We start from the raw sequence: 19966 nt of genomic DNA on the forward strand, positions 1-19966 counted from the left end.
AATGCCACCCCCTGTTTTATGCAACCCTTTACCAGAGCTGAACTTAAGTTATATCGTAAGAGCCCTGTAGCGTAACTAAGTTCCATTATGTTGAAAAAAAATTCAATATTTTCACTGCCACACTGGCCCCCGTCACCGGTTCGGGCAATAATTAGCCACTTATATCGATAGCAGTAGAGAGTCAGCAATGAGTGATGAGTTTCAGTATGATGTCCTGATAATTGGTAGTGGCGCTTCCGGACTCGGACTTGCCCTCCAACTGCCTGACACCTTCAGAATTGCTGTACTCAGCAAAGCCAGCCTGACCAGCGGCTCTACCTATCAGGCTCAGGGAGGAGTCGCCGCGGTACTGGATGATACTGACAGTACTCAGGCACATATCCAGGATACCATCACCGCTGGGGCAAACCTCAGCCGCAAAGACGCCGTTACTTTTACCGTCGAACATGGCAAAGAAAGTATCGACTGGCTGATCCAGCAAGGTGTTCCATTTACCCGGGAAGGTAATGAATACCACCTGACCAAAGAGGGTGGACACAGTCACCGCCGCATCATCCACTCTGCCGACGCAACAGGCCAGGCCATTCAGCAGACGCTGATTGAACGGGCGAAGGCCTGCAGCAACATCGACCTGTTTGAAGATCGCATTGCAGTAGACCTGATTACCCGACATAAACTTAACCTGCCTGATAATCGCTGTATCGGCGCATACGTCCTTAACCACAACACCGGCCATGTGGATGTGTTTAAAGCAGGCTCAACCGTTTTGGCGACCGGGGGTGTGAGCAAAGCCTATCTCTATACCAGCAACCCCGACGGAGCCTCAGGAGACGGTATTGCGATGGCCTGGCGGGCAGGTTGCAGGGTTGGCAATCTTGAGTTTAATCAGTTTCACCCGACCTGCCTCTATCACCCACAAGCAAAATCATTTCTGATCTCTGAGGCCGTACGCGGCGAAGGCGGAAAACTGCGACTACCGGATGGTAGCCGTTTTATGGATAAGTTTGATGAACGTGGTGAGCTTGCCCCCCGCGATATCGTCGCCAGAGCGATCGACCACGAGATGAAACGACTGGGTTGCGACTGCGTTTTTCTCGATATATCCCATAAACCGGCCGAGTTTATTAAACAACATTTCCCAACAATCTATGAGCGCTGCCTGAAGTATGGCATCGATATCACCCGGGAAGCGATTCCAGTGGTTCCGGCGGCCCACTATACCTGCGGTGGTATCATGACCAATCAGCACGGTATGAGTGATGTAGAAGGGTTATACGCTATCGGCGAGACCTCATTTACCGGCCTGCATGGCGCCAACCGGCTGGCCAGCAACTCATTGCTTGAATGCATTGTTTACGCCTCATCCGCCGCCCGGCACATTATCAGTCACAACCACCCGCTGGGAAAGTTGCCTGAGATCCCCGCCTGGGATGAAAGTCAGGTAACCAACTCCGATGAAGACGTCATTATCGCTCACAACTGGGACGAACTGCGTCGCTTTATGTGGGATTACGTCGGCATTGTACGAACAAACAAACGCCTGCAGCGCGCTAAACACCGGGTTGACCTGTTACAGCAGGAGATCAGTGAGTATTACAGTAACTATAAGGTCAGCCGGGATCTGCTGGAACTGCGAAACCTGGCTGTCGTTGCCGATTTGATTATACGTTCAGCGATGCAGCGCCAGGAGAGTCGGGGCCTGCACTATACACTGGATTATCCGGAGAGTGGTGCTGAAGCAAGAGACACCATCCTGACACCAGTTAACTATGACTGGCGCTGACCGGTGGCGGTGCAAACCTGAGTAAAACCTGCAGCTTTCTGAATTGTTCTGCAGTAACACTATCCCGCCAGATCAGCACGGATGCAGAGCGTTGCTGGCCACGGAGTTTGAGCTTAAGCCCCAACAGCAGAGGCGAAGTCAGCCGCTGCTGTATTGCTTCAACCTCCACCCAGCCACTCCCCCGTAAACAGACAACCACTGCTTTGCGTTCCGCAAGCCAGCGAATACCGGATACTGAACCTGCATCTGTCAGCATAATTATACGGGGCCAACAATAGATCAGGTAACAGCAACAGGCCAGAAATAGAACGACCTTAATGGTAAAACTAAGACCTGAGAGCCATACCGAAAAAACCGACAGCGCAGCAAGTAGTAGAAACAGATACCGCGCAGTAACGGAAGGATATATTTCAACTTGCAGGGGGCTGAACACGATCCAGAATAATCCGCACGATACGTTGAATATCGGGATCTTCTGCCTCTTCCCGCTCCATCAGCCAGACAAACAGCTCTGTGTCCTCACAGGCAAGCAACTTAACAAAACGATCCTGGTCTTCGGGGTCCAGATCCTGAAAAGCTTCCTCAACAAAAGGAACAAACAACACATCAAGTTCCAGCATACCTCTTCGGCTTTGCCAGCGTAAACGGCGAATATCTTCTTCGGTGTACATTATCTACCTGCTTATTTATGGGAGAGTAGTTCTCGCGGTTATCGCACCAAGCCTGAATTGCGAGGTAGGCAATATATAAAACAATACCCCTTCCTAGCAAGCCAAACAGCAAATGGTTCAGATTAATAATGACGAGAGTCATATAAGAGCATAAGAGCAGTAGTTAGACCGCTGCTTCGCAGCTCGCTAGACGCGACTGCGTCGCTTGCCAGAACGGAGCCTTCGGCTCCTGCTAGAAAAAGCTATCGCGACGGGTACCCAGAGGGCATGCTAGCGTCGCTCGCTACAGGGCCTTAGCTTCTTCAGAGAACGAAATATCTTTTCTGTGAAGATTGCCTATGCTCCCTGATAAGAAGGCTTTTGCTTTTGCTAGAAAAACATCGCGACGGGGGCGTCCCTCCTACAACAAGCGCGCAGCGCCGTTCTAGCAAGCCGCGTAGCGGCGTCTAAACGAAAAAAGCCCCGATCATTTTCATGATCGGGGCTGTTTCGTAATTAGGTGCTTGGCGATGACCTACTCTCGCATGGAGAAGCTCCACACTACCATCGGCGCTAAGACGTTTCACTTCCGAGTTCGGGAAGGGATCGGGTGGTTCCATCTCGCTATTGTCGCCAAGCAAAACTGGTTGCTCTAACGATTTGAACATCAGTGTTAACCTATGCTCAAAGCGTCATTCGAATCCTGTAACTCTTTAGTCGAGAAGAGTATGCACAAACTCTAATCCGTGGCTGTTTTATTCAGCCGCAATGTATCTTTTTCTATCAGCTGACCCAAACGCTTTTGGCGTTATATGGTCAAGCCTCACGAGCAATTAGTACTGGTTAGCTCAACGCCTCACAACGCTTACACACCCAGCCTATCAACGTCCTGGTCTTGAACGGCTCTTCAGGGGGCTCAAGGCCCCAGTGAGATCTCATCTTGAAGGGGGCTTCCCGCTTAGATGCTTTCAGCGGTTATCCTGTCCGAACATAGCTACCGGGCAATGCCATTGGCATGACAACCCGAACACCAGAGGTTCGTTCACTCCGGTCCTCTCGTACTAGGAGCAACTCTTCTCAAATCTCAAACGTCCACGGCAGATAGGGACCGAACTGTCTCACGACGTTCTAAACCCAGCTCGCGTACCACTTTAAATGGCGAACAGCCATACCCTTGGGACCGGCTTCAGCCCCAGGATGTGATGAGCCGACATCGAGGTGCCAAACACCGCCGTCGATGTGAACTCTTGGGCGGTATCAGCCTGTTATCCCCGGAGTACCTTTTATCCGTTGAGCGATGGCCCTTCCATACAGAACCACCGGATCACTAAGACCTACTTTCGTACCTGCTCGACGTGTCTGTCTCGCAGTCAAGCGCGCTTATGCCTTTATACTCGTTGCATGATTTCCGACCATGCTGAGCGCACCTTCGTACTCCTCCGTTACTCTTTGGGAGGAGACCGCCCCAGTCAAACTACCCACCACACAATGTCCTCGATCCCGATCAGGGACCTGAGTTAGAACCTCAATAGTACCAGGCTGGTATTTCAAGATTGGCTCCACATGAACTGGCGTCCACGTTTCAAAGCCTCCCAGCTATCCTACACAAGTAATATCAAAGTCCACTGCGAAGCTATAGTAAAGGTTCACGGGGTCTTTCCGTCTAGCCGCGGATATACGGCATCTTAACCGCAATTTCAATTTCACTGAGTCTCGGGTGGAGACAGTGTGGCCATCGTTACGCCATTCGTGCAGGTCGGAACTTACCCGACAAGGAATTTCGCTACCTTAGGACCGTTATAGTTACGGCCGCCGTTTACTTGGGCTTCGATCAAGAGCTTCGCCGAAGCTAACCCCATCAATTAACCTTCAAGCACCGGGCAGGCGTCACACCCTATACGTCCACTTTCGTGTTTGCAGAGTGCTGTGTTTTTAATAAACAGTCGCAGCCACCTAGTATCTTCGACCAGCGCCAGCTTAGGGAGCAAGTCCCATCACCAGCACCGGCGTACCTTCTCCCGAAGTTACGGTACCATTTTGCCTAGTTCCTTCACCCGAGTTCTCTCAAGCGCCTTGGTATTCTCTACCTGACCACCTGTGTCGGTTTGGGGTACGATTTCTTGTTATCTGAAGCTTAGAAGTTTTTCCTGGAAGCATGGCATCAACCACTTCGTCCAAAAGAGGACTCGTCATCAATTCTCGGCCTTAGGAACCCGGATTTGCCTAAGTTCCCAGCCTACAACCTTAAACACGGACAACCAACGCCGTGCTGGCCTAGCCTTCTCCGTCACTCCATCGCAATAACAAGAAGTACAGGAATATTAACCTGTTTCCCATCGACTACGCTCTTCAGCCTCGCCTTAGGGGTCGACTCACCCTACCCTGATTAACATTGGATAGGAACCCTTGGTCTTCCGGCGGGGAAGTTTTTCACTCCCCTTATCGTTACTCATGTCAGCATTCGCACTTCTGATACCTCCAGGATGCCTTACAGCTTTCCCTTCAACGGCTTACAGAACGCTCCTCTACCACGCTGTAAACAGCGTCCGTAGCTTCGGTGTATGGTTTGAGCCCCGTTATATCTTCCGCGCAGGCCGACTCGACTAGTGAGCTATTACGCTTTCTTTAAAGGGTGGCTGCTTCTAAGCCAACCTCCTAGCTGTCTAAGCCTTCCCACATCGTTTCCCACTTAACCATAACTTTGGGACCTTAGCTGACGGTCTGGGTTGTTTCCCTTTTCACGACGGACGTTAGCACCCGCCGTGTGTCTCCCGTGATTGCACTCATTGGTATTCGGAGTTTGCATCGGGTTGGTAAGTCGGGATGACCCCCTAGCCGAAACAGTGCTCTACCCCCAATGGTGAGACACGAGGCGCTACCTAAATAGCTTTCGAGGAGAACCAGCTATCTCCGGGCTTGATTAGCCTTTCACTCCGATCCACAGGTCATCCGCTAACTTTTCAACGGTAGTCGGTTCGGTCCTCCAGTTGATGTTACTCAACCTTCAACCTGCCCATGGATAGATCGCCCGGTTTCGGGTCTAATCCTAGCAACTGCACGCCCTATTAAGACTCGGTTTCCCTACGGCTCCCCTAGACGGTTAACCTTGCTACTAAAATTAAGTCGCTGACCCATTATACAAAAGGTACGCAGTCACGGTCTCAAGGACCGCTCCCACTGCTTGTACGTACACGGTTTCAGGTTCTATTTCACTCCCCTCACAGGGGTTCTTTTCGCCTTTCCCTCACGGTACTGGTTCACTATCGGTCAGTCAGGAGTATTTAGCCTTGGAGGATGGTCCCCCCATATTCAGACAGGATAACACGTGTCCCGTCCTACTCGATTTCACTACTAAAACGCTTTCGCATACGGGGCTTTCACCCACTATGGCCACACTTTCCAGAGTGTTCTGCTAACGTTAAAGTAGCTTAAGGGCTGGTCCCCGTTCGCTCGCCGCTACTAGGGGAATCTCGGTTGATTTCTTTTCCTCCGGGTACTTAGATGTTTCAGTTCCCCGGGTTCGCCTCTCAAAGTCTATGTATTCAACTAAGAGATACCCAGCTTATGCTGGGTGGGTTTCCCCATTCGGAAATGTCCGGGTCAAAGTCTGTTTACCGACTCACCGAACCTTATCGCAGGTTACCACGTCCTTCATCGCCTCTGACTGCCAAGGCATCCACCGTGCACGCTTAGTCACTTGACCATATAACCCAAAAGGGTCTGTCAAAGTCACTGATAAAACTTCATTGCCATCTAAGATGACGCTGAAGTAACGATACATTTACGCCGGATTAGCGCTTGTACATATTTCTCGTTTTGTTACAGGATTCAATTGTTAAAGAGCGGATAAAGCTAAAAGCTTTAAAAGATAAACATCAAGGTGATGTGTATGTTTTAAGACTTTCAGACGAGCGATCAGATAATTCAGTAGCCGAGTTATAGCCCCGGATAAGACTATTTCTTACAAGGCAAGTTCTGAGTGGACTTGAACCACCGACCTCACCCCCCTTCTTTTAAACCAAGAGTGGGGTGCGCTCTAACCAGCTGAGCCATAAACCCGGATAAGAATATTTCTTACAAGGCAAGGCAAGTTCTGAGGACGTTTATGGTACATAAACGACGATGAACTTAACGCAGCATTGTGAGAAATTGGTAGGCCTGAGTGGACTTGAACCACCGACCTCACCCCCCTTCTTTTAAACCAAGAGTGGGGTGCGCTCTAACCAGCTGAGCCATAAACCCGGATAAGAATATTTCTTACAAGGCAAGGCAAGTTCTGAGGACGTTTATGGTACATAAACGACGATGAACTTAACGCAGCATTGTGAGAAATTGGTAGGCCTGAGTGGACTTGAACCACCGACCTCACCCTTATCAGGGGTGCGCTCTAACCAGCTGAGCTACTATCTTCAGTTCTAACTAACCACCTACTCAAGCTATTGCCAGGGAAAGTGGTAGGCCTGAGTGGACTTGAACCACCGACCTCACCCTTATCAGGGGTGCGCTCTAACCAGCTGAGCTACAAGCCTTCAATCGGTCAGAACCAATGTGCTCTCTCTATCAGTGATCAGATAATTCGTGTGAACGCTTGCTAAGAATCCGCTATCGTTTAAGGAGGTGATCCAGCCCCAGGTTCCCCTAGGGCTACCTTGTTACGACTTCACCCCAGTCATGAACCACACCGTGGTAACCGCCCTCCCGAAGGTTAAGCTAGCTACTTCTGGTGCAATCCACTCCCATGGTGTGACGGGCGGTGTGTACAAGGCCCGGGAACGTATTCACCGCGACATTCTGATTCGCGATTACTAGCGATTCCGACTTCATGGAGTCGAGTTGCAGACTCCAATCCGGACTACGACCGGTTTTCTGAGATTTGCTCCCCCTCGCAGGTTTGCGGCCCTCTGTACCGGCCATTGTAGCACGTGTGTAGCCCTACTCGTAAGGGCCATGATGACTTGACGTCGTCCCCACCTTCCTCCGGTTTGTCACCGGCAGTCTCCTTAGAGTTCCCACCATTACGTGCTGGCAAATAAGGACAAGGGTTGCGCTCGTTACGGGACTTAACCCAACATTTCACAACACGAGCTGACGACAGCCATGCAGCACCTGTCACAGAGTTCCCGAAGGCACTAAGCTATCTCTAGCGAATTCTCTGGATTTCAAGAGTAGGTAAGGTTCTTCGCGTTGCGTCGAATTAAACCACATGCTCCACCGCTTGTGCGGGCCCCCGTCAATTCATTTGAGTTTTAACCTTGCGGCCGTACTCCCCAGGCGGTCTACTTAGTGCGTTAGCTGCGCCACTAAGACATCAAGTGTCCCAACGGCTAGTAGACATCGTTTACGGCGTGGACTACCAGGGTATCTAATCCTGTTTGCTCCCCACGCTTTCGCACCTCAGCGTCAGTATCAGACCAGGTGGTCGCCTTCGCCACTGATGTTCCTTCCTATATCTACGCATTTCACCGCTACACAGGAAATTCCACCACCCTCTTCTGTACTCTAGTTTGCCAGTATCAGGTGCAGTTCCCAGGTTGAGCCCGGGGCTTTCACATCTGACTTAACAAACCGCCTACGCGCGCTTTACGCCCAGTAATTCCGATTAACGCTCGGACCCTCCGTATTACCGCGGCTGCTGGCACGGAGTTAGCCGGTCCTTCTTCTGCAGTTAACGTCACAGCTATAGCGTATTAAGCTACAACCTTTCCTCACTGCTGAAAGTGCTTTACAACCCTAAGGCCTTCTTCACACACGCGGCATGGCTGCATCAGGCTTTCGCCCATTGTGCAATATTCCCCACTGCTGCCTCCCGTAGGAGTCTGGGCCGTGTCTCAGTCCCAGTGTGGCTGATCATCCTCTCAGACCAGCTACGGATCGTCGCCTTGGTGAGCCATTACCTCACCAACAAGCTAATCCGACGCAGACTCATCTGATAGCGCAAGGCCCGAAGGTCCCCTGCTTTCCCCCGTAGGGCGTATGCGGTATTAATCCAAATTTCTCTGGGCTATCCCCCACTACCAGGCAGATTTCTACGCGTTACTCACCCGTCCGCCGCTCGTCAGCAAAGTAGCAAGCTACTCTCTGTTACCGCTCGACTTGCATGTGTTAAGCCTGCCGCCAGCGTTCAATCTGAGCCATGATCAAACTCTTCAGTTTAAATCAAGAATGTCGGAAAAAGACATTCGGTAAATCTAGCTCAAAGTATTAAACAACTTGCAAATACACTTAAATGAATTTACTTGGTGTCGCTTACTTTGATAAAGCTTTTGTGCTTCATCTCAACAAGCGCCCACACGAATTATCTGATCTATCTGTTAAAGAGCGTTGCTATCAACTCTCAACCGTTGCCAGTGAGTCGTCTCAAGCGAGGTGCGTATTCTACTCAACACCCTGATGAAGTCAACCATTTTGTTTGAGAATTTTAACTAAATTTTCAAACCGCCTGATCCACTTCCTGTTTTGTTTATCGCCACCTGAAAAACCGTGTAAACACTGATTTATCAAGGCGTTAAACTCAACAGCCTCACCTGTTTCAGAGACCGTTTCCGGTGGCTGTCTCAAGCGAGGAAGCGCATTCTACATTCTGGGGCAGAGGAGTCAACAGGGGATGCGAAAAAAGTTTCAATTTGATGAACAGTATTGGAGTTTTTAACAGCAAGTGGCTAGAACGCGGCTGCGCCGCTGCTAGACGCTTCGCTTGCTAGTGGTTAGCAGAGCCTTCTTTATCAGTGTTGTGAAAACCCACTTCGTACGCGAGTCCGTAGAATAAAATCTCTTAACCCTTAAACATAAAAACCGCCTCGCGGCGGTTTTTATGTTTTGTCTTTGCTTTTTCCAGCAGGAAACGCAGTTTCCGTCCTCGCCACTAGCAAGCGAAGCGTCTAGCTACTCCAAAGCCTTTACCGCTTTCTACCTTTCTTTTTCTGTTTATCATTGTGCATCTTCTGACGCAGTTTTTTCATCACCTGGCGCTTGGTCAGTTCATTCTTCTTATCTTTGAATGGGTTTTCACTACTCTTAAACTCAAAACGCAGAGGCGTGCCCTTGATTCCCAGGACGCTGGTGAATTTATTTTCCAGATAACGCTTATATGACCCCGGCAAGGAACGGGTCTGATTGCCGTGAATAACGATGATGGGCGGGTTAGAACCACCCTGGTGAGCATACCTCAACTTAATCCGGTTGCCATTGACCATAGGAGGCTGATGATCTGCAACAATATCTTCGAGCAAGCGGGTCAGCTTGTTGGTTGCCCACTTGGCCATAGCAAAGCCATAAGCTTCATCAACGGAAGCGAACAGGTTGCCTACACCACTGCCATGCAGGGCGGAGATAAAATGCATCCGCGCAAAAGAAACAAATTCCAGCCGACGGCGCAACTGCTCACGCACCGCTTCTTTCTCATCGCCGGACATACCATCCCATTTATTGACCGCAATCACCAGGGATCGTCCGGCATCAAGCACGTACCCCAGCAGATGCAGGTCCTGCTCTGAAACCCCTTCGCGGGCATCGATAACCAGCACGACAACATTGGCATCGTTAATTGCACGCAATGTTTTAATGATGGAGAACTTTTCCACCGCTTCGGTCACATTCTTTCGGCGACGAATCCCCGCCGTATCGATCAGCGTATAAGCCTCTTCATCTCTTTCAAACGGGATATAGATACTATCCCGGGTTGTGCCTGCCTGATCGAATACAACCACCCGATCCTCACCCAGAATCCGGTTCACCAGTGTCGATTTGCCCACATTAGGGCGCCCGATAATTGCGATCTTCTTTTGCCGCTGTCGCTCTTCTTCCTCTTCCGCCTCATCCCGCAGAGGCAGTTCGGCCAGAACATATTCCACTAACTGGGTAACACCCCGACCATGTGACGCGGCTATCGGCAGGGGTTCAGACAGTCCCAGGCCATGAAAATCCGCCATCGCTACTTCTGGATCAAGGCCATCAGTCTTATTAACAATCAGATAGCACTCTTTTTCGGAGCGGCGCAGATGGTCTGCAATCATCTCATCGGCAGGATTAAGTCCCGCCCGGCCATCGACCAGGAACAACACGATATCCGCTTCATCAATCGCCAGCAGCGACTGCTCAGCCATCTTATAATCAATACCCGCTTCATCACCTGAGATACCGCCGGTATCCACGACGATATAGTCACGATCACCCAGACGACCCTCGCCATACTTCCGGTCACGAGTCAGACCCGAATAGTCAGCGACAAGCGCATCGCGACTTTTTGTCAGTCTGTTAAACAGTGTCGACTTGCCCACATTGGGTCGGCCGACGAGCGCAATTACCGGAAGCATATTTTCATTACCACATTTAAGAAAGCGTTACATATAAAACAAAATGGCGGCTACCTGGAGTAACAGATAGCCGCCCGATCAGAAATTCTGTGGCTAGTTTAACTGCAGCGCCACCAGACGACCACTATTACCCAGCACATAGAGAACATCATCAACGACGGCCATATCACCACGCATACCATCACTATCGACCCGGTAACGGGCCACGAAATGCCCATCAACCTGAGACATAAAGTGCAGATAACCATCAAAATCACCCACCGCAACGGTGGTTCCCAGCACCTCTGGCGCGGTTGTCTGACGGTTTTCCAGAGCAGTCTGACGCCATACACTGGCACTGCTACGCTGATCAAAAGCCTCTATAAAGCCATTCTCCTGACTTACGTAAATATTGCCAAAACCGGCCGCAAGACTCTGATAGCTGGAAGCTTTCTGCGACCACAGTATCTGAGCATCTGAGGCACTCACCGCAACAAGACGCCCCTGATAAGAGACAATATAGATAACGCCATTGATATAGAGCGGCCTGGCATCAATATCGATCAGACGTTCCAGCTCAGTTTTACCTTCGGGTACTGTAACCTGGCGCTCCCATAACTCAGCGCCACTATCATTGCGCACCGCCACCAGCTTACCATTTGCAAATCCAGCAATTGTGACATTGGAAGCAACAATCGGTGAACTGGTACCGCGCAGCGTCAACCGTGGAATCTGACTATCATAGCTCCACAGACGCTTACCGGTGCTGATATCCATAGCCACCAGTTTACCATTCTGCAGCTGAGCAACCGCTATGTCAGTGTTCATCTGTACCGGACTCAGGGTCTCGCTGCTGAGCTGCTGACGCCACATCTCCGCCCCATCATCGGCATTCAGCATAACAACTTCACCCGACTCGGTGGTAACTGCAACGTGGTTTGGCCCCACACCAACCCCGCCCAGAATAGGGGTATCGAGATCGGTTTTCCAGATCTCCTTACCATCACCGCGGTTGACCGCAAATACTTTGCCGTCAACATCCAGTGCATAAATAACCTCGCCATTCACCGCCAGGCTGAGCTTATTAAATTTCTCCCCCAGGCCCGACCCGACAGAGCTACTCCAAAGGACCTGAACCTCTTTTTCAGCCTGAAAATCGACCAGTTCAGCCGGTTCAATCTCGACCTCGCCACCCCACCAGCCACAAGCTGTCATTGACAGCATGCTGATAGTCAGCAGTAAAACTCGGCATAGCTGTTTCATCTGTTAACTTCCTTTTACGGCAAGACTATCAAGCTTCAGAGTCAGAAGCGGACGTGCGCCCTGAGGTGCATCAGTGGCTGCGGACTGATATGCAGCACGCGCCTTATCAACCTCGCCCGTCTGCAGATAAAGATCACCCTTCAGTTCCGCGACACTGACGCTAAAGCTGGGCTCTGCCAGTCCATCAAGAAGCGCGATCGCCTTATCGGCATCACCCATCGCCGCCATCACCCGCGCTTTACGCATCGTCGCAACCGTTTTCATCACGCTGTCATCAGACTGGGCCAATACCCAGTCCAGCTCAGTCAGTGCCGCCGCATAATCACCGGCATCTACATACAGACGGGCACTGAACAGCGCACCAAAAAGCGCATAGGTGGTATCGCCGTATTCATCTTTAAGCGATTTTGCCAGATGCGACGCGGTCGCCCGCTGATCGTCGGTGGCCTGAGGCGCACTCGCCAGCGCGACAGCCTGAACCAGATTCTGATACATGACACCGGCATTTTCAGCAGTGATGCGCTGATTGTTCTGCCAGGCCTTCCAGCCAAAAATAACCGCCAGCGCCAGCGCGATGGTTAATACAAGCGATTTACCATTTTCCTTCCACCAGTTCTTTAACGCTTCAACCTGTTCTTCTTCAGTGCGCATATCCGACACAGCCAGCTCCTAATCGCCTTTGAAAATTTAGTTATTATGCCTGTTGCTGCAGCAGCAAGCTGCTCAGGTTGTTGACCTGAACATCATAGGTTGGTTCAGAGTTATACCACAGGTTGGCAAGCAGAGACCCGTTTTCTTCACGGACCAATACCACCCAGGGAGCACCCGTCTGCCTGGCCTTACTGCTGATATTTTTCAGACCACTGCAATGCACCCGGACTCTCAGGCCGGGTATCTCGTCCCGCAACTGCTCAGCCAACACCATTAGCGACTGCTGCAGCCCTTTATGCTCTGCTGCGAGATAAAGGTCAAAGGGTTGTTTGACCGCCTCTGGAATCACCGCCAGTGTTTCCAATAACAGGATGAGTCGCTCAACCCCCATTGCAAAACCCACGGCAGGTGTTGGCCGACCACCCAGTTGTTTTACCAGACCGTCATAGCGGCCACCGGCACACACTGTGCCCTGAGCGCCGAGCTTATCGGTAACCCACTCAAAAACGGTTTTGCAGTAATAATCGAGACCCCGTACCAGACGGGGGTTCAGCTCATAGGCGATACCTGCCTGATCAAGCATTTCACACAGATCTGCAAAATGTTCCCGTGACTCATCATCGAGATAGTCACTCAGCGAGGGAGCACCATCCAGCAACGACTGGGTCTGAGGGTCTTTACTGTCCAGGATTCTCAAAGGGTTACTACTGAGACGACGCTGGCTATCTTCATCGAGCTGATCTTTACGGGCGGACAGATACTCAACCAGTGCCGCTTTGTATTCAGTACGGGCTTCATTACTGCCCAGCGAGTTCAGCTGCAGGGTAACCGAATCAATGATTCCCAGTTGTTTCCACAAGCGCGAGCTAAGCATGATCACTTCGGCATCGATATCAGCGGCCGACATACCAAAGGTTTCGACACCGATCTGATGAAACTGACGATAACGCCCTTTCTGCGGCTTCTCATAACGAAACATCGGCCCCTGATACCACAGGCGCTGAGCCTGATTGAACAGCAGACCATGTTCTTCACCAGCGCGAACACAGCTGGCAGTCCCCTCAGGTCGCAACGTCAGGCTTTCGCCATTGCGATCCTCAAAGGTGTACATCTCTTTCTCTACGATATCGGTTACTTCGCCAATGGAGCGTTTAAAAAGATCGGTCTGCTCTACAATCGGCATACGGATCTCAGAATACCCGTAAGCACCCAGCACCGACTTCACACTGCTCTCAAGAAAATGCCAGACCGGCGTCTGGTCTGGCAGGATGTCATTCATTCCACGTATGGCTTTAATCTTGGCCAATGTCTTTTTCCTGATCTGTTATGGCTTTATCAATTATTGCGGCAGCGTTAAACGCACCACCCCTGAGCGGCTGTCACGGTTAAACTCTATCGGCGTGCCATTGAAAAACACCTGTCCGACAGCCTCTACCCTGCCAAGCAGGAGTTTGATCGGCGTTTCGCCACTGACACTGAGTTCACTACCAGCAGGCTTAACCCGCATAGCCAGCACCTTACCGGTATGATCTTCAACACTCACCCAGCATTCATCGGTAAACGTAATCCGCAGTGAAGCATCACTGCCAGTTACCGGCTGCGGGTCCGGTTCTTCAACAGCAGTATCACCGGCAACCAGTGTTTCTGAGGTATCACCCGCTTCCGGAGCCATTTCCTCTTCGGGTGAACCTGTGACCGCAGCTGCAGTATCTTGTCCCGCCTCAGTCGCTACGTCAGGCAAAGCAGCATCAATCCCAGGCTGATCGGAACTCTGCGCTTCCGACTCTTCAGTGATACCCGAGGGTACGATCAGTGTGCTGCCATCAACCGATTCCACTTCCACCGACTGTGCTGCAGGCATCTGCGATACTGGCTGACCAACTCCCTGCTGGGTTTTCCACCACCAGACGGTGGCAGCGATAATCGCCAGTACAAATATCCAGGCCGACCACTTGATCACCGGGTCACCAAGCTTCGCTGTAGACTGTACCCCTGGTGCAATACGAAACTGCGGTGCAGCTCCGGCGCCGGTACGACCATAGAGGCGATCAAAAAGGTCCAGATAATGCTTAGCATCAAGTTTCAGCAGCTTGGTATATGACTGAATATAACCCCGCGCAAACACCATACTGGGCAACTCATTAAACGCACCCCGCTCCAGCGAGTCTATATACTTTTCTGACAGCCTCAGCTCCCGGGCGACATCACTGCGGGTCAGCCCCTGCTGTTCTCTGGCGACTGCAAGCTCACCTGCCGGAAACTCTGTTTCGAGCCCTTCAGCTTCCTGATTCAGCAACTGCTCATTACTCACGGAGTTGACTCCTTATACTGCTGATACTCTTCTGAATCCGGAAACAGGTTCTTCAGGATCAGACCATAGGTTGCAGCATCTACGCCGTTCTTCTCCAGCCGGGAGATCTGCACCCCAAGCCACAGACTTTGAGCGTTATGCTGGATCTGCTTTGCATCCACCATCGCACTGTACTGATCAAACAGACTCACCGCTGCTTCAAGATCATCTTTCTGCAACATGACATCGCACAGTTGCAGAATGGCCAGAGGCCGCTTCGGGTTTAATGTCAGACTGCGCTTAAAAGCATGTTCTGCGGCATCCAGACGATCAATCAGAAGGTAACAGCGACCAAGATTTTCAAACGCCTGACTACGCTGATTGTAAAACGGGTCCTCTGTGGCCCTGGCCAGTTGCTTGCAAGCCTCCGGATAGCGTTTAAGACTGAACAAAAAAGCGCCATAATTGTTGTGCAGCATGGCACTGTCCGGCTCGACTTTGATCGCTTTCTTAAAATAGTTTTCGGCCAGCGTCGCATCCTCTTCCAGCTGAAACACCATTGCCAGACCATTGTAGGCCTGAGCTGAACCAGAATCGATCTCAATGGAGCGCTGGAAAGCGAGTTTGGCATTGCCGGTATCGCCCCGGCGCAGATACTGCATACCCAGCGAATTATACGCCTGAACCGCTTTGGGAGAATCCTGTTCTGCTGTACTAACCTGTTGCCCAGCACACCCGGTAATCAATAGACTAATCAGTAATATCAGATAACCTTTCAATCGTATTCACTCCTGGTGAGATTAGTATCACATTGTATCAATTAACGGGGCGGTTCCTGCTGCACTCCGCTGGCATCTTTCAGAGGGATATATTTTTCGCTGCGTCGGGTACGGTCCATCACCTGCCCAACCAGTTGCCCACAGGCTGCATCCACATCATCCCCCCGGGTTCGCCGCACCGTGGTAACAATACCCGCTTTAACCATGATCATCTTAAACGCCTGAATAGCATCTTCAGAGGGTCGCCGATAATCTGAGTTCGGAAATGGGTTAAATGGTATTAGGTTTAACTTGCAGGGTAAACGTTTTAACAACTTAACCAGTTGTTTTGCTTGACTTGGGTGGTCATTTACACCGGCAATCAGGGTGTATTCAACCGTAATCACCCGTTTATCCTTTAAACTTGCCATATACCGATTGCAGGCATCAACCAGTTCGGCGATCGGATAACGCTTATTGATCGGCACTAACTGATCACGCAATTCATCGGTAGGGGCATGCAACGAAATAGCCAGAGAGACATCGGTGACCTCACTCAGCTTATCGATCTGCGGTACCACACCGGCAGTGCTCAAGGTAACACGGCGCTTGGAGAGACCGTAAGCATTATCATCCATCATCAGCTGAATCGCATCGACCACATTATCGAAGTTCATCAGCGGTTCACCCATTCCCATCAGCACCACATTGGTTACCCGGCGGTCGCCGTTAGGATCAAACGGACCAAATGAACGGATGGCCACACGCACCTGACCGATAACCTCTGCTGCACTGAGATTACGGTTAAACCCCTGCTTACCGGTTGAGCAAAAACTACAATCCAGCGAACAACCGATCTGAGATGAGATACACAGGGTGGCACGGCCATTTTCCGGGATCAATACCGCCTCAACAGCGGAACCGCCATCCAGCTGAATCACCCATTTACGGGTGCCATCTTTGGAAATATTCTGCACCAGCACTTCAGGCTCACGAATTTCAGAAACCTCACTCAGCTTCTGTCGCAGTGCCTTGCTGATATTGGTCATTTCATCAAAGCTGCTGGCACCAAACTGATGAATCCATTTCAGCACCTGAGTTGAGCGAAACGGTTTCTCGCCAATACTCACAAAGAACTCTTCCAGTTTTTTGGGAGAGAACCCGAGCAGGTTAATTTTTTGGGTGGATTCAGTCATAGCGGTCTCAACTTTCATGAAATGACGGGCCGCCGGTCAGCGGCCCGCAGGGATTACTTACCGAAGAAGTAAGCAATCTCGCGTTCTGCAGACGCGGGAGAATCGGAACCATGTACCGCATTCGCATCGATAGACTGAGCGAAATCGCGACGGATAGTGCCTTCAGCAGCTTCCTGTGGATTAGTTGCGCCCATCAGCTCACGGTTCAGAGCGATAGCGTTTTCACCTTCAAGTACCTGAACAACTACAGGGCCGGAAGTCATGAATTCAACCAGATCACCAAAGAAAGGACGCTCTTTGTGCTCAGCATAGAAACCTTCAGCTTCTTCACGGGACAGCTGTTTCAGCTGCATCTCAACGATTTTCAGACCGTTAGACTCAAAACGGGAAACGATTTTACCGATAACGTTTTTTGCAACTGCATCAGGCTTGATGATAGAAAAAGTACGTTCGATAGCCATGTGCTATTAATCCTCTGTATAAAGTTCAGGGCAAATTGAAGCCGGCAGACTAAAGTCGCAGACTCGCCAGAAAAATGAAACGCGCAATTATACGCTATGCGATCCGGAGTGAACAGCGTCTCCAGCCATGAAAAAGCCCGCAAGTGCGGGCTTTTTCCATATCATCTACTGACGCTCTTCGATCCAGGCCATCTGAATCCCTTCCAGGACTTTTTCGCCACAACGGTCAGGATCATCATCGAAGCTATCCAGGGCCATCACCCATTCATACAGATCAGGAAAACTGACTGTCAGAGGATCCGTGTCCGGATACTTTTCATCCAGCTCTATCGCAATATCGTAAACATCTACCCACTTCATAACCACCTCCGCTCAACCCGAACTCAGCCCTTAAACTCAGTTCTCAATGACGCTCAGACACCTGATTAATGGTATATTTTGGAATCTCCACCACCAGATCATCATCGCCCACCACCGCCTGACAGCTTAAACGGGATTCGGGCTCCAGTCCCCAGGCCTTATCCAGCATGTCGTCTTCAAGTTCATCGGACTCATTCAAGGAATCAAAACCTTCCCGGACAATGACATGACAGGTTGTGCAGGCACAGGATTTTTCACATGCATGCTCAATCTCAATCCCCTCCCGCAGAGCAGCATCGCAGACAGTCTCCCCCGCCTCAGCGTCAATGACTCTGCCATCCGGACAGAGTTCATCGTGGGGCAGAAAAATAATTTGCGGCATCAGGACTCTCCCTCAATCTCTTGAATACTATGCCCTTTGAGAGCATTTTTAATACTTTGATCCATCCGGCGTGCAGCAAAAAAATCACTGGCCTGAGATAACACACTCACACCCTGCTCAATCGCTGAAGCATCAGAGCCGTTACGCAGCGCCTGCAGAATCGCCATCTGCTCACGCAGATGCTCTTCCTCCTCAGGAGTCAGTAACTGCTCACCATCAGTCAGCATCGCCTGTTCCAGCGACACTAACAGACGATCCGCTTCGACCTGCTGTTCACGCAGATTGCGCAGCGCCATATCATCTTCGGCAAAGCTATAGGATGCCTTCAGCATCTCTGCTATCTCATTATCATCCAGACCGTATGAGGGTTTTACCTGGATCTCACTTTCAACACCGGTGGATAACTCTTTCGCTGAAACCCCCAGCAAACCATCCGCATCAACCTGAAAGGCCACTCTGATTTTAGCGGCCCCTGCCGCCATAGGAGGAATCCCCCGCAGCACGAACTGAGCCAGCGAGCGGCAATCATCAACCAGCTCCCGCTCACCCTGAACCACATGAATCATCATCGCCGTCTGACCATCCTGATAGGTGGTAAACTCCTGCGCCCGGGCAACCGGTATCGAGGTATTACGGTGAATCACCTTTTCTGCCAGCCCGCCCATCGTTTCAAGTCCCAGCGAGAGCGGCAGAACATCCAGCAGCAGCATCTCACTGTCCGGCTTGTTACCCGCCAACACATCAGCCTGGATCGCCGCACCTACGGCCACAACCCGGTCGGGATCGATATCGATCCGCGGTGCACGCTCGAAGAAGCTTTCGACCCGGCTACGCACAGCCGGCACCCGGGTGCTGCCGCCGACCATGACCACATCCTGCACCTCACCAATAGCGACACCTGCATCTTTCAGCGTACGACGGCAGGCACGAATTGTTTTACTCACCAGAGGCTCAACCAGGTCATCAAACAACGTCCGCGAAACGTCCAGCGAGATCTTCTGACCCGCATGATCCAGATCCACAGTCACCGCCGGATTATCGGTCAGCTTCTCTTTCACCCAGCGGGCTTTTTCAGTGAGATAACGGGATTCACCGGCAACCACCTCTTTACCGCCAAGCTGCTCCAGAAACCATCCTGCCAGCGCCAGGTCAAAATCATCACCGCCCAGCGCACTATCACCACCGGTGGCAAGCACCTCGAATACGCCTTTATTGAGACGCAGGATAGAGATATCGAAGGTTCCGCCACCCAGATCATAGACCGCGATCACACCTTCGGCAGCTTTATCCAGACCATAGGCCACCGCAGCCGCCGTAGGCTCATTCAGCAACCGCAGAACCTTGATACCCGCCAGCTGCGCCGCATCTTTAGTGGCTTGCCGCTGGGCATCATCAAAATACGCCGGAACGGTAATAACCGCGCCTTCAAGCTCACCTTCCAGTGAAGCCCTCGCCCGCGCCTTAAGTGTTCTCAGAATTTCAGCAGACACCTCAACCGGGCTCTTATCCCCGGCGACTGTCTGCAGATAGGGCATTCCACCCTCGTGCTCAGTGAAGCGATACACCGCCTCACCTTCCAGACCTTTAAGATCATCAACACCGCGCCCCATCAGGCGTTTAACCGATACAATGGTGTTAAACGGGTCTACCGATGCTTTCGACAGGGCAGCCTGACCAACCACCACACCCTGCTCGGTATACCGCACAACGGAGGGGAGCAGGTGACTCCCGCCCTCATCCGGCAGCGTGGTTGATTCACCACTGCGCACAGCGGCAACCAGCGAGTTGGTTGTTCCTAAATCGATGCCAACCGCAAGCTTCCGCTTGTGGGGCTCAGGACTTTGTCCCGGTTCTGCAATCTGCAATAACGCCATAGTATTT

14 protein-coding genes, 3 tRNA genes and 3 rRNA genes are annotated in these 19966 nt (G+C 51.3%); 1 reads left to right on the forward strand and 19 read right to left on the reverse strand.

Features of this window, described 5'->3' with window-relative positions; genetic code table 11:
• The first annotated feature begins 187 nt into the window (after positions 1-187).
• Positions 188-1783, forward strand: coding sequence for an L-aspartate oxidase (gene nadB / locus OCU43_RS18635; RefSeq protein WP_091357866.1), 1596 nt, complete (start codon positions 188-190; stop codon positions 1781-1783).
• On the opposite strand, the gene OCU43_RS22245 is transcribed toward nadB, so the two are convergent.
• The 19 genes from OCU43_RS22245 to hscA form a co-directional block, all read right to left on the reverse strand.
• Complete coding sequence (locus tag OCU43_RS22245; protein WP_338024075.1) at positions 1764-2216, reverse strand: protein YgfX; 453 nt, start codon at positions 2214-2216, stop codon at positions 1764-1766. The two genes, nadB and OCU43_RS22245, sit on opposite strands and share 20 nt — an antisense overlap.
• On the reverse strand, positions 2194-2454 hold the full coding sequence (locus OCU43_RS18645; protein ID WP_091357871.1) for an FAD assembly factor SdhE: 261 nt from the start codon (positions 2452-2454) through the stop codon (positions 2194-2196). Before OCU43_RS18645 ends, OCU43_RS22245 begins: the two co-directional genes overlap by 23 nt.
• 501 nt (positions 2455-2955) lie before the next feature.
• A 5S ribosomal RNA gene (rrf, locus tag OCU43_RS18650) occupies positions 2956-3071 on the reverse strand.
• A gap of 174 nt (positions 3072-3245) precedes the next feature.
• Positions 3246-6136: ribosomal RNA gene (locus tag OCU43_RS18655) — 23S ribosomal RNA — on the reverse strand.
• A 266-nt stretch (positions 6137-6402) separates the two neighbouring features.
• Positions 6403-6492 (reverse strand) — tRNA-OTHER (locus OCU43_RS18660).
• Between the two features lie 91 nt (positions 6493-6583).
• Positions 6584-6675 (reverse strand) — tRNA-OTHER (locus OCU43_RS18665).
• Between the two features lie 210 nt (positions 6676-6885).
• Positions 6886-6962 (reverse strand) — tRNA-Ile (locus tag OCU43_RS18670).
• Between the two features lie 81 nt (positions 6963-7043).
• A 16S ribosomal RNA gene (locus OCU43_RS18675) occupies positions 7044-8586 on the reverse strand.
• The 16S, 23S and 5S rRNA genes sit together here with 3 tRNA genes alongside, the layout of an rRNA operon.
• A gap of 743 nt (positions 8587-9329) precedes the next feature.
• The gene (gene der, locus OCU43_RS18680; protein WP_091361291.1) at positions 9330-10745 is read right to left on the reverse strand and encodes a ribosome biogenesis GTPase Der; all 1416 of its coding nucleotides are present in this window, start codon (positions 10743-10745) and stop codon (positions 9330-9332) included.
• 93 nt (positions 10746-10838) lie between these two features.
• A complete protein-coding gene (bamB, locus tag OCU43_RS18685; protein WP_091361289.1) occupies positions 10839-11987 on the reverse strand; it encodes an outer membrane protein assembly factor BamB in 1149 nt (382 codons plus the stop codon).
• A gap of 3 nt (positions 11988-11990) precedes the next feature.
• Positions 11991-12638: a YfgM family protein gene (locus OCU43_RS18690; protein ID WP_091361286.1), complete on the reverse strand. Its 648-nt coding sequence runs from the start codon at positions 12636-12638 to the stop codon at positions 11991-11993.
• A 43-nt stretch (positions 12639-12681) separates the two neighbouring features.
• Positions 12682-13917, reverse strand: a complete 1236-nt coding sequence (gene hisS / locus OCU43_RS18695) for a histidine--tRNA ligase (protein ID WP_217647476.1) — start codon at positions 13915-13917, stop codon at positions 12682-12684.
• 60 nt (positions 13918-13977) lie between these two features.
• Positions 13978-14949, reverse strand: a complete 972-nt coding sequence (locus OCU43_RS18700) for a RodZ domain-containing protein (RefSeq protein WP_091361280.1) — start codon at positions 14947-14949, stop codon at positions 13978-13980.
• The gene (gene pilW / locus OCU43_RS18705; RefSeq protein WP_091361277.1) at positions 14946-15707 is read right to left on the reverse strand and encodes a type IV pilus biogenesis/stability protein PilW; all 762 of its coding nucleotides are present in this window, start codon (positions 15705-15707) and stop codon (positions 14946-14948) included. Before pilW ends, OCU43_RS18700 begins: the two co-directional genes overlap by 4 nt.
• A 41-nt stretch (positions 15708-15748) precedes the next feature.
• Positions 15749-16882, reverse strand: a complete 1134-nt coding sequence (gene rlmN / locus OCU43_RS18710; protein WP_091361307.1) for a dual-specificity RNA methyltransferase RlmN — start codon at positions 16880-16882, stop codon at positions 15749-15751.
• 53 nt (positions 16883-16935) lie between these two features.
• Positions 16936-17343, reverse strand: coding sequence for a nucleoside-diphosphate kinase (gene ndk, locus OCU43_RS18715; protein ID WP_091361275.1), 408 nt, complete (start codon positions 17341-17343; stop codon positions 16936-16938).
• A 165-nt stretch (positions 17344-17508) separates the two neighbouring features.
• Positions 17509-17703 (reverse strand): Fe-S cluster assembly protein IscX, encoded by a 195-nt coding sequence (gene iscX, locus OCU43_RS18720; protein ID WP_091361272.1) that lies wholly within the window; start codon positions 17701-17703, stop codon positions 17509-17511.
• A 43-nt stretch (positions 17704-17746) separates the two neighbouring features.
• Complete coding sequence (gene fdx, locus OCU43_RS18725; protein ID WP_091361270.1) at positions 17747-18085, reverse strand: ISC system 2Fe-2S type ferredoxin; 339 nt, start codon at positions 18083-18085, stop codon at positions 17747-17749.
• Positions 18085-19959, reverse strand: a complete 1875-nt coding sequence (hscA, locus tag OCU43_RS18730; RefSeq protein WP_091361268.1) for a Fe-S protein assembly chaperone HscA — start codon at positions 19957-19959, stop codon at positions 18085-18087. Before hscA ends, fdx begins: the two co-directional genes overlap by 1 nt.
• Between the last annotated feature and the right edge of the window lie 7 nt (positions 19960-19966).

The organism is Amphritea atlantica, assembly GCF_024347255.1.
In the GTDB taxonomy this organism is placed as follows: domain Bacteria; phylum Pseudomonadota; class Gammaproteobacteria; order Pseudomonadales; family Balneatricaceae; genus Amphritea; species Amphritea atlantica.

Bases quoted from the DNA above. Each gene is read 5' to 3' on its own strand.
- nadB (WP_091357866.1), top strand. From the start codon at position 188: ATGAGTGATGAGTTTCAGTATGATGTCCTGATAATTGGTAGTGGCGCT.
- OCU43_RS18645 (WP_091357871.1), bottom strand. From the start codon at position 2,454: ATGTACACCGAAGAAGATATTCGCCGTTTACGCTGGCAAAGCCGAAGA.
- der (WP_091361291.1), bottom strand. From the start codon at position 10,745: ATGCTTCCGGTAATTGCGCTCGTCGGCCGACCCAATGTGGGCAAGTCG.
- bamB (WP_091361289.1), bottom strand. From the start codon at position 11,987: ATGAAACAGCTATGCCGAGTTTTACTGCTGACTATCAGCATGCTGTCA.
- OCU43_RS18690 (WP_091361286.1), bottom strand. From the start codon at position 12,638: ATGCGCACTGAAGAAGAACAGGTTGAAGCGTTAAAGAACTGGTGGAAG.
- hisS (WP_217647476.1), bottom strand. From the start codon at position 13,917: ATGAATGACATCCTGCCAGACCAGACGCCGGTCTGGCATTTTCTTGAG.
- rlmN (WP_091361307.1), bottom strand. From the start codon at position 16,882: ATGACTGAATCCACCCAAAAAATTAACCTGCTCGGGTTCTCTCCCAAA.
- ndk (WP_091361275.1), bottom strand. From the start codon at position 17,343: ATGGCTATCGAACGTACTTTTTCTATCATCAAGCCTGATGCAGTTGCA.
- iscX (WP_091361272.1), bottom strand. From the start codon at position 17,703: ATGAAGTGGGTAGATGTTTACGATATTGCGATAGAGCTGGATGAAAAG.
- fdx (WP_091361270.1), bottom strand. From the start codon at position 18,085: ATGCCGCAAATTATTTTTCTGCCCCACGATGAACTCTGTCCGGATGGC.
- hscA (WP_091361268.1), bottom strand. From the start codon at position 19,959: ATGGCGTTATTGCAGATTGCAGAACCGGGACAAAGTCCTGAGCCCCAC.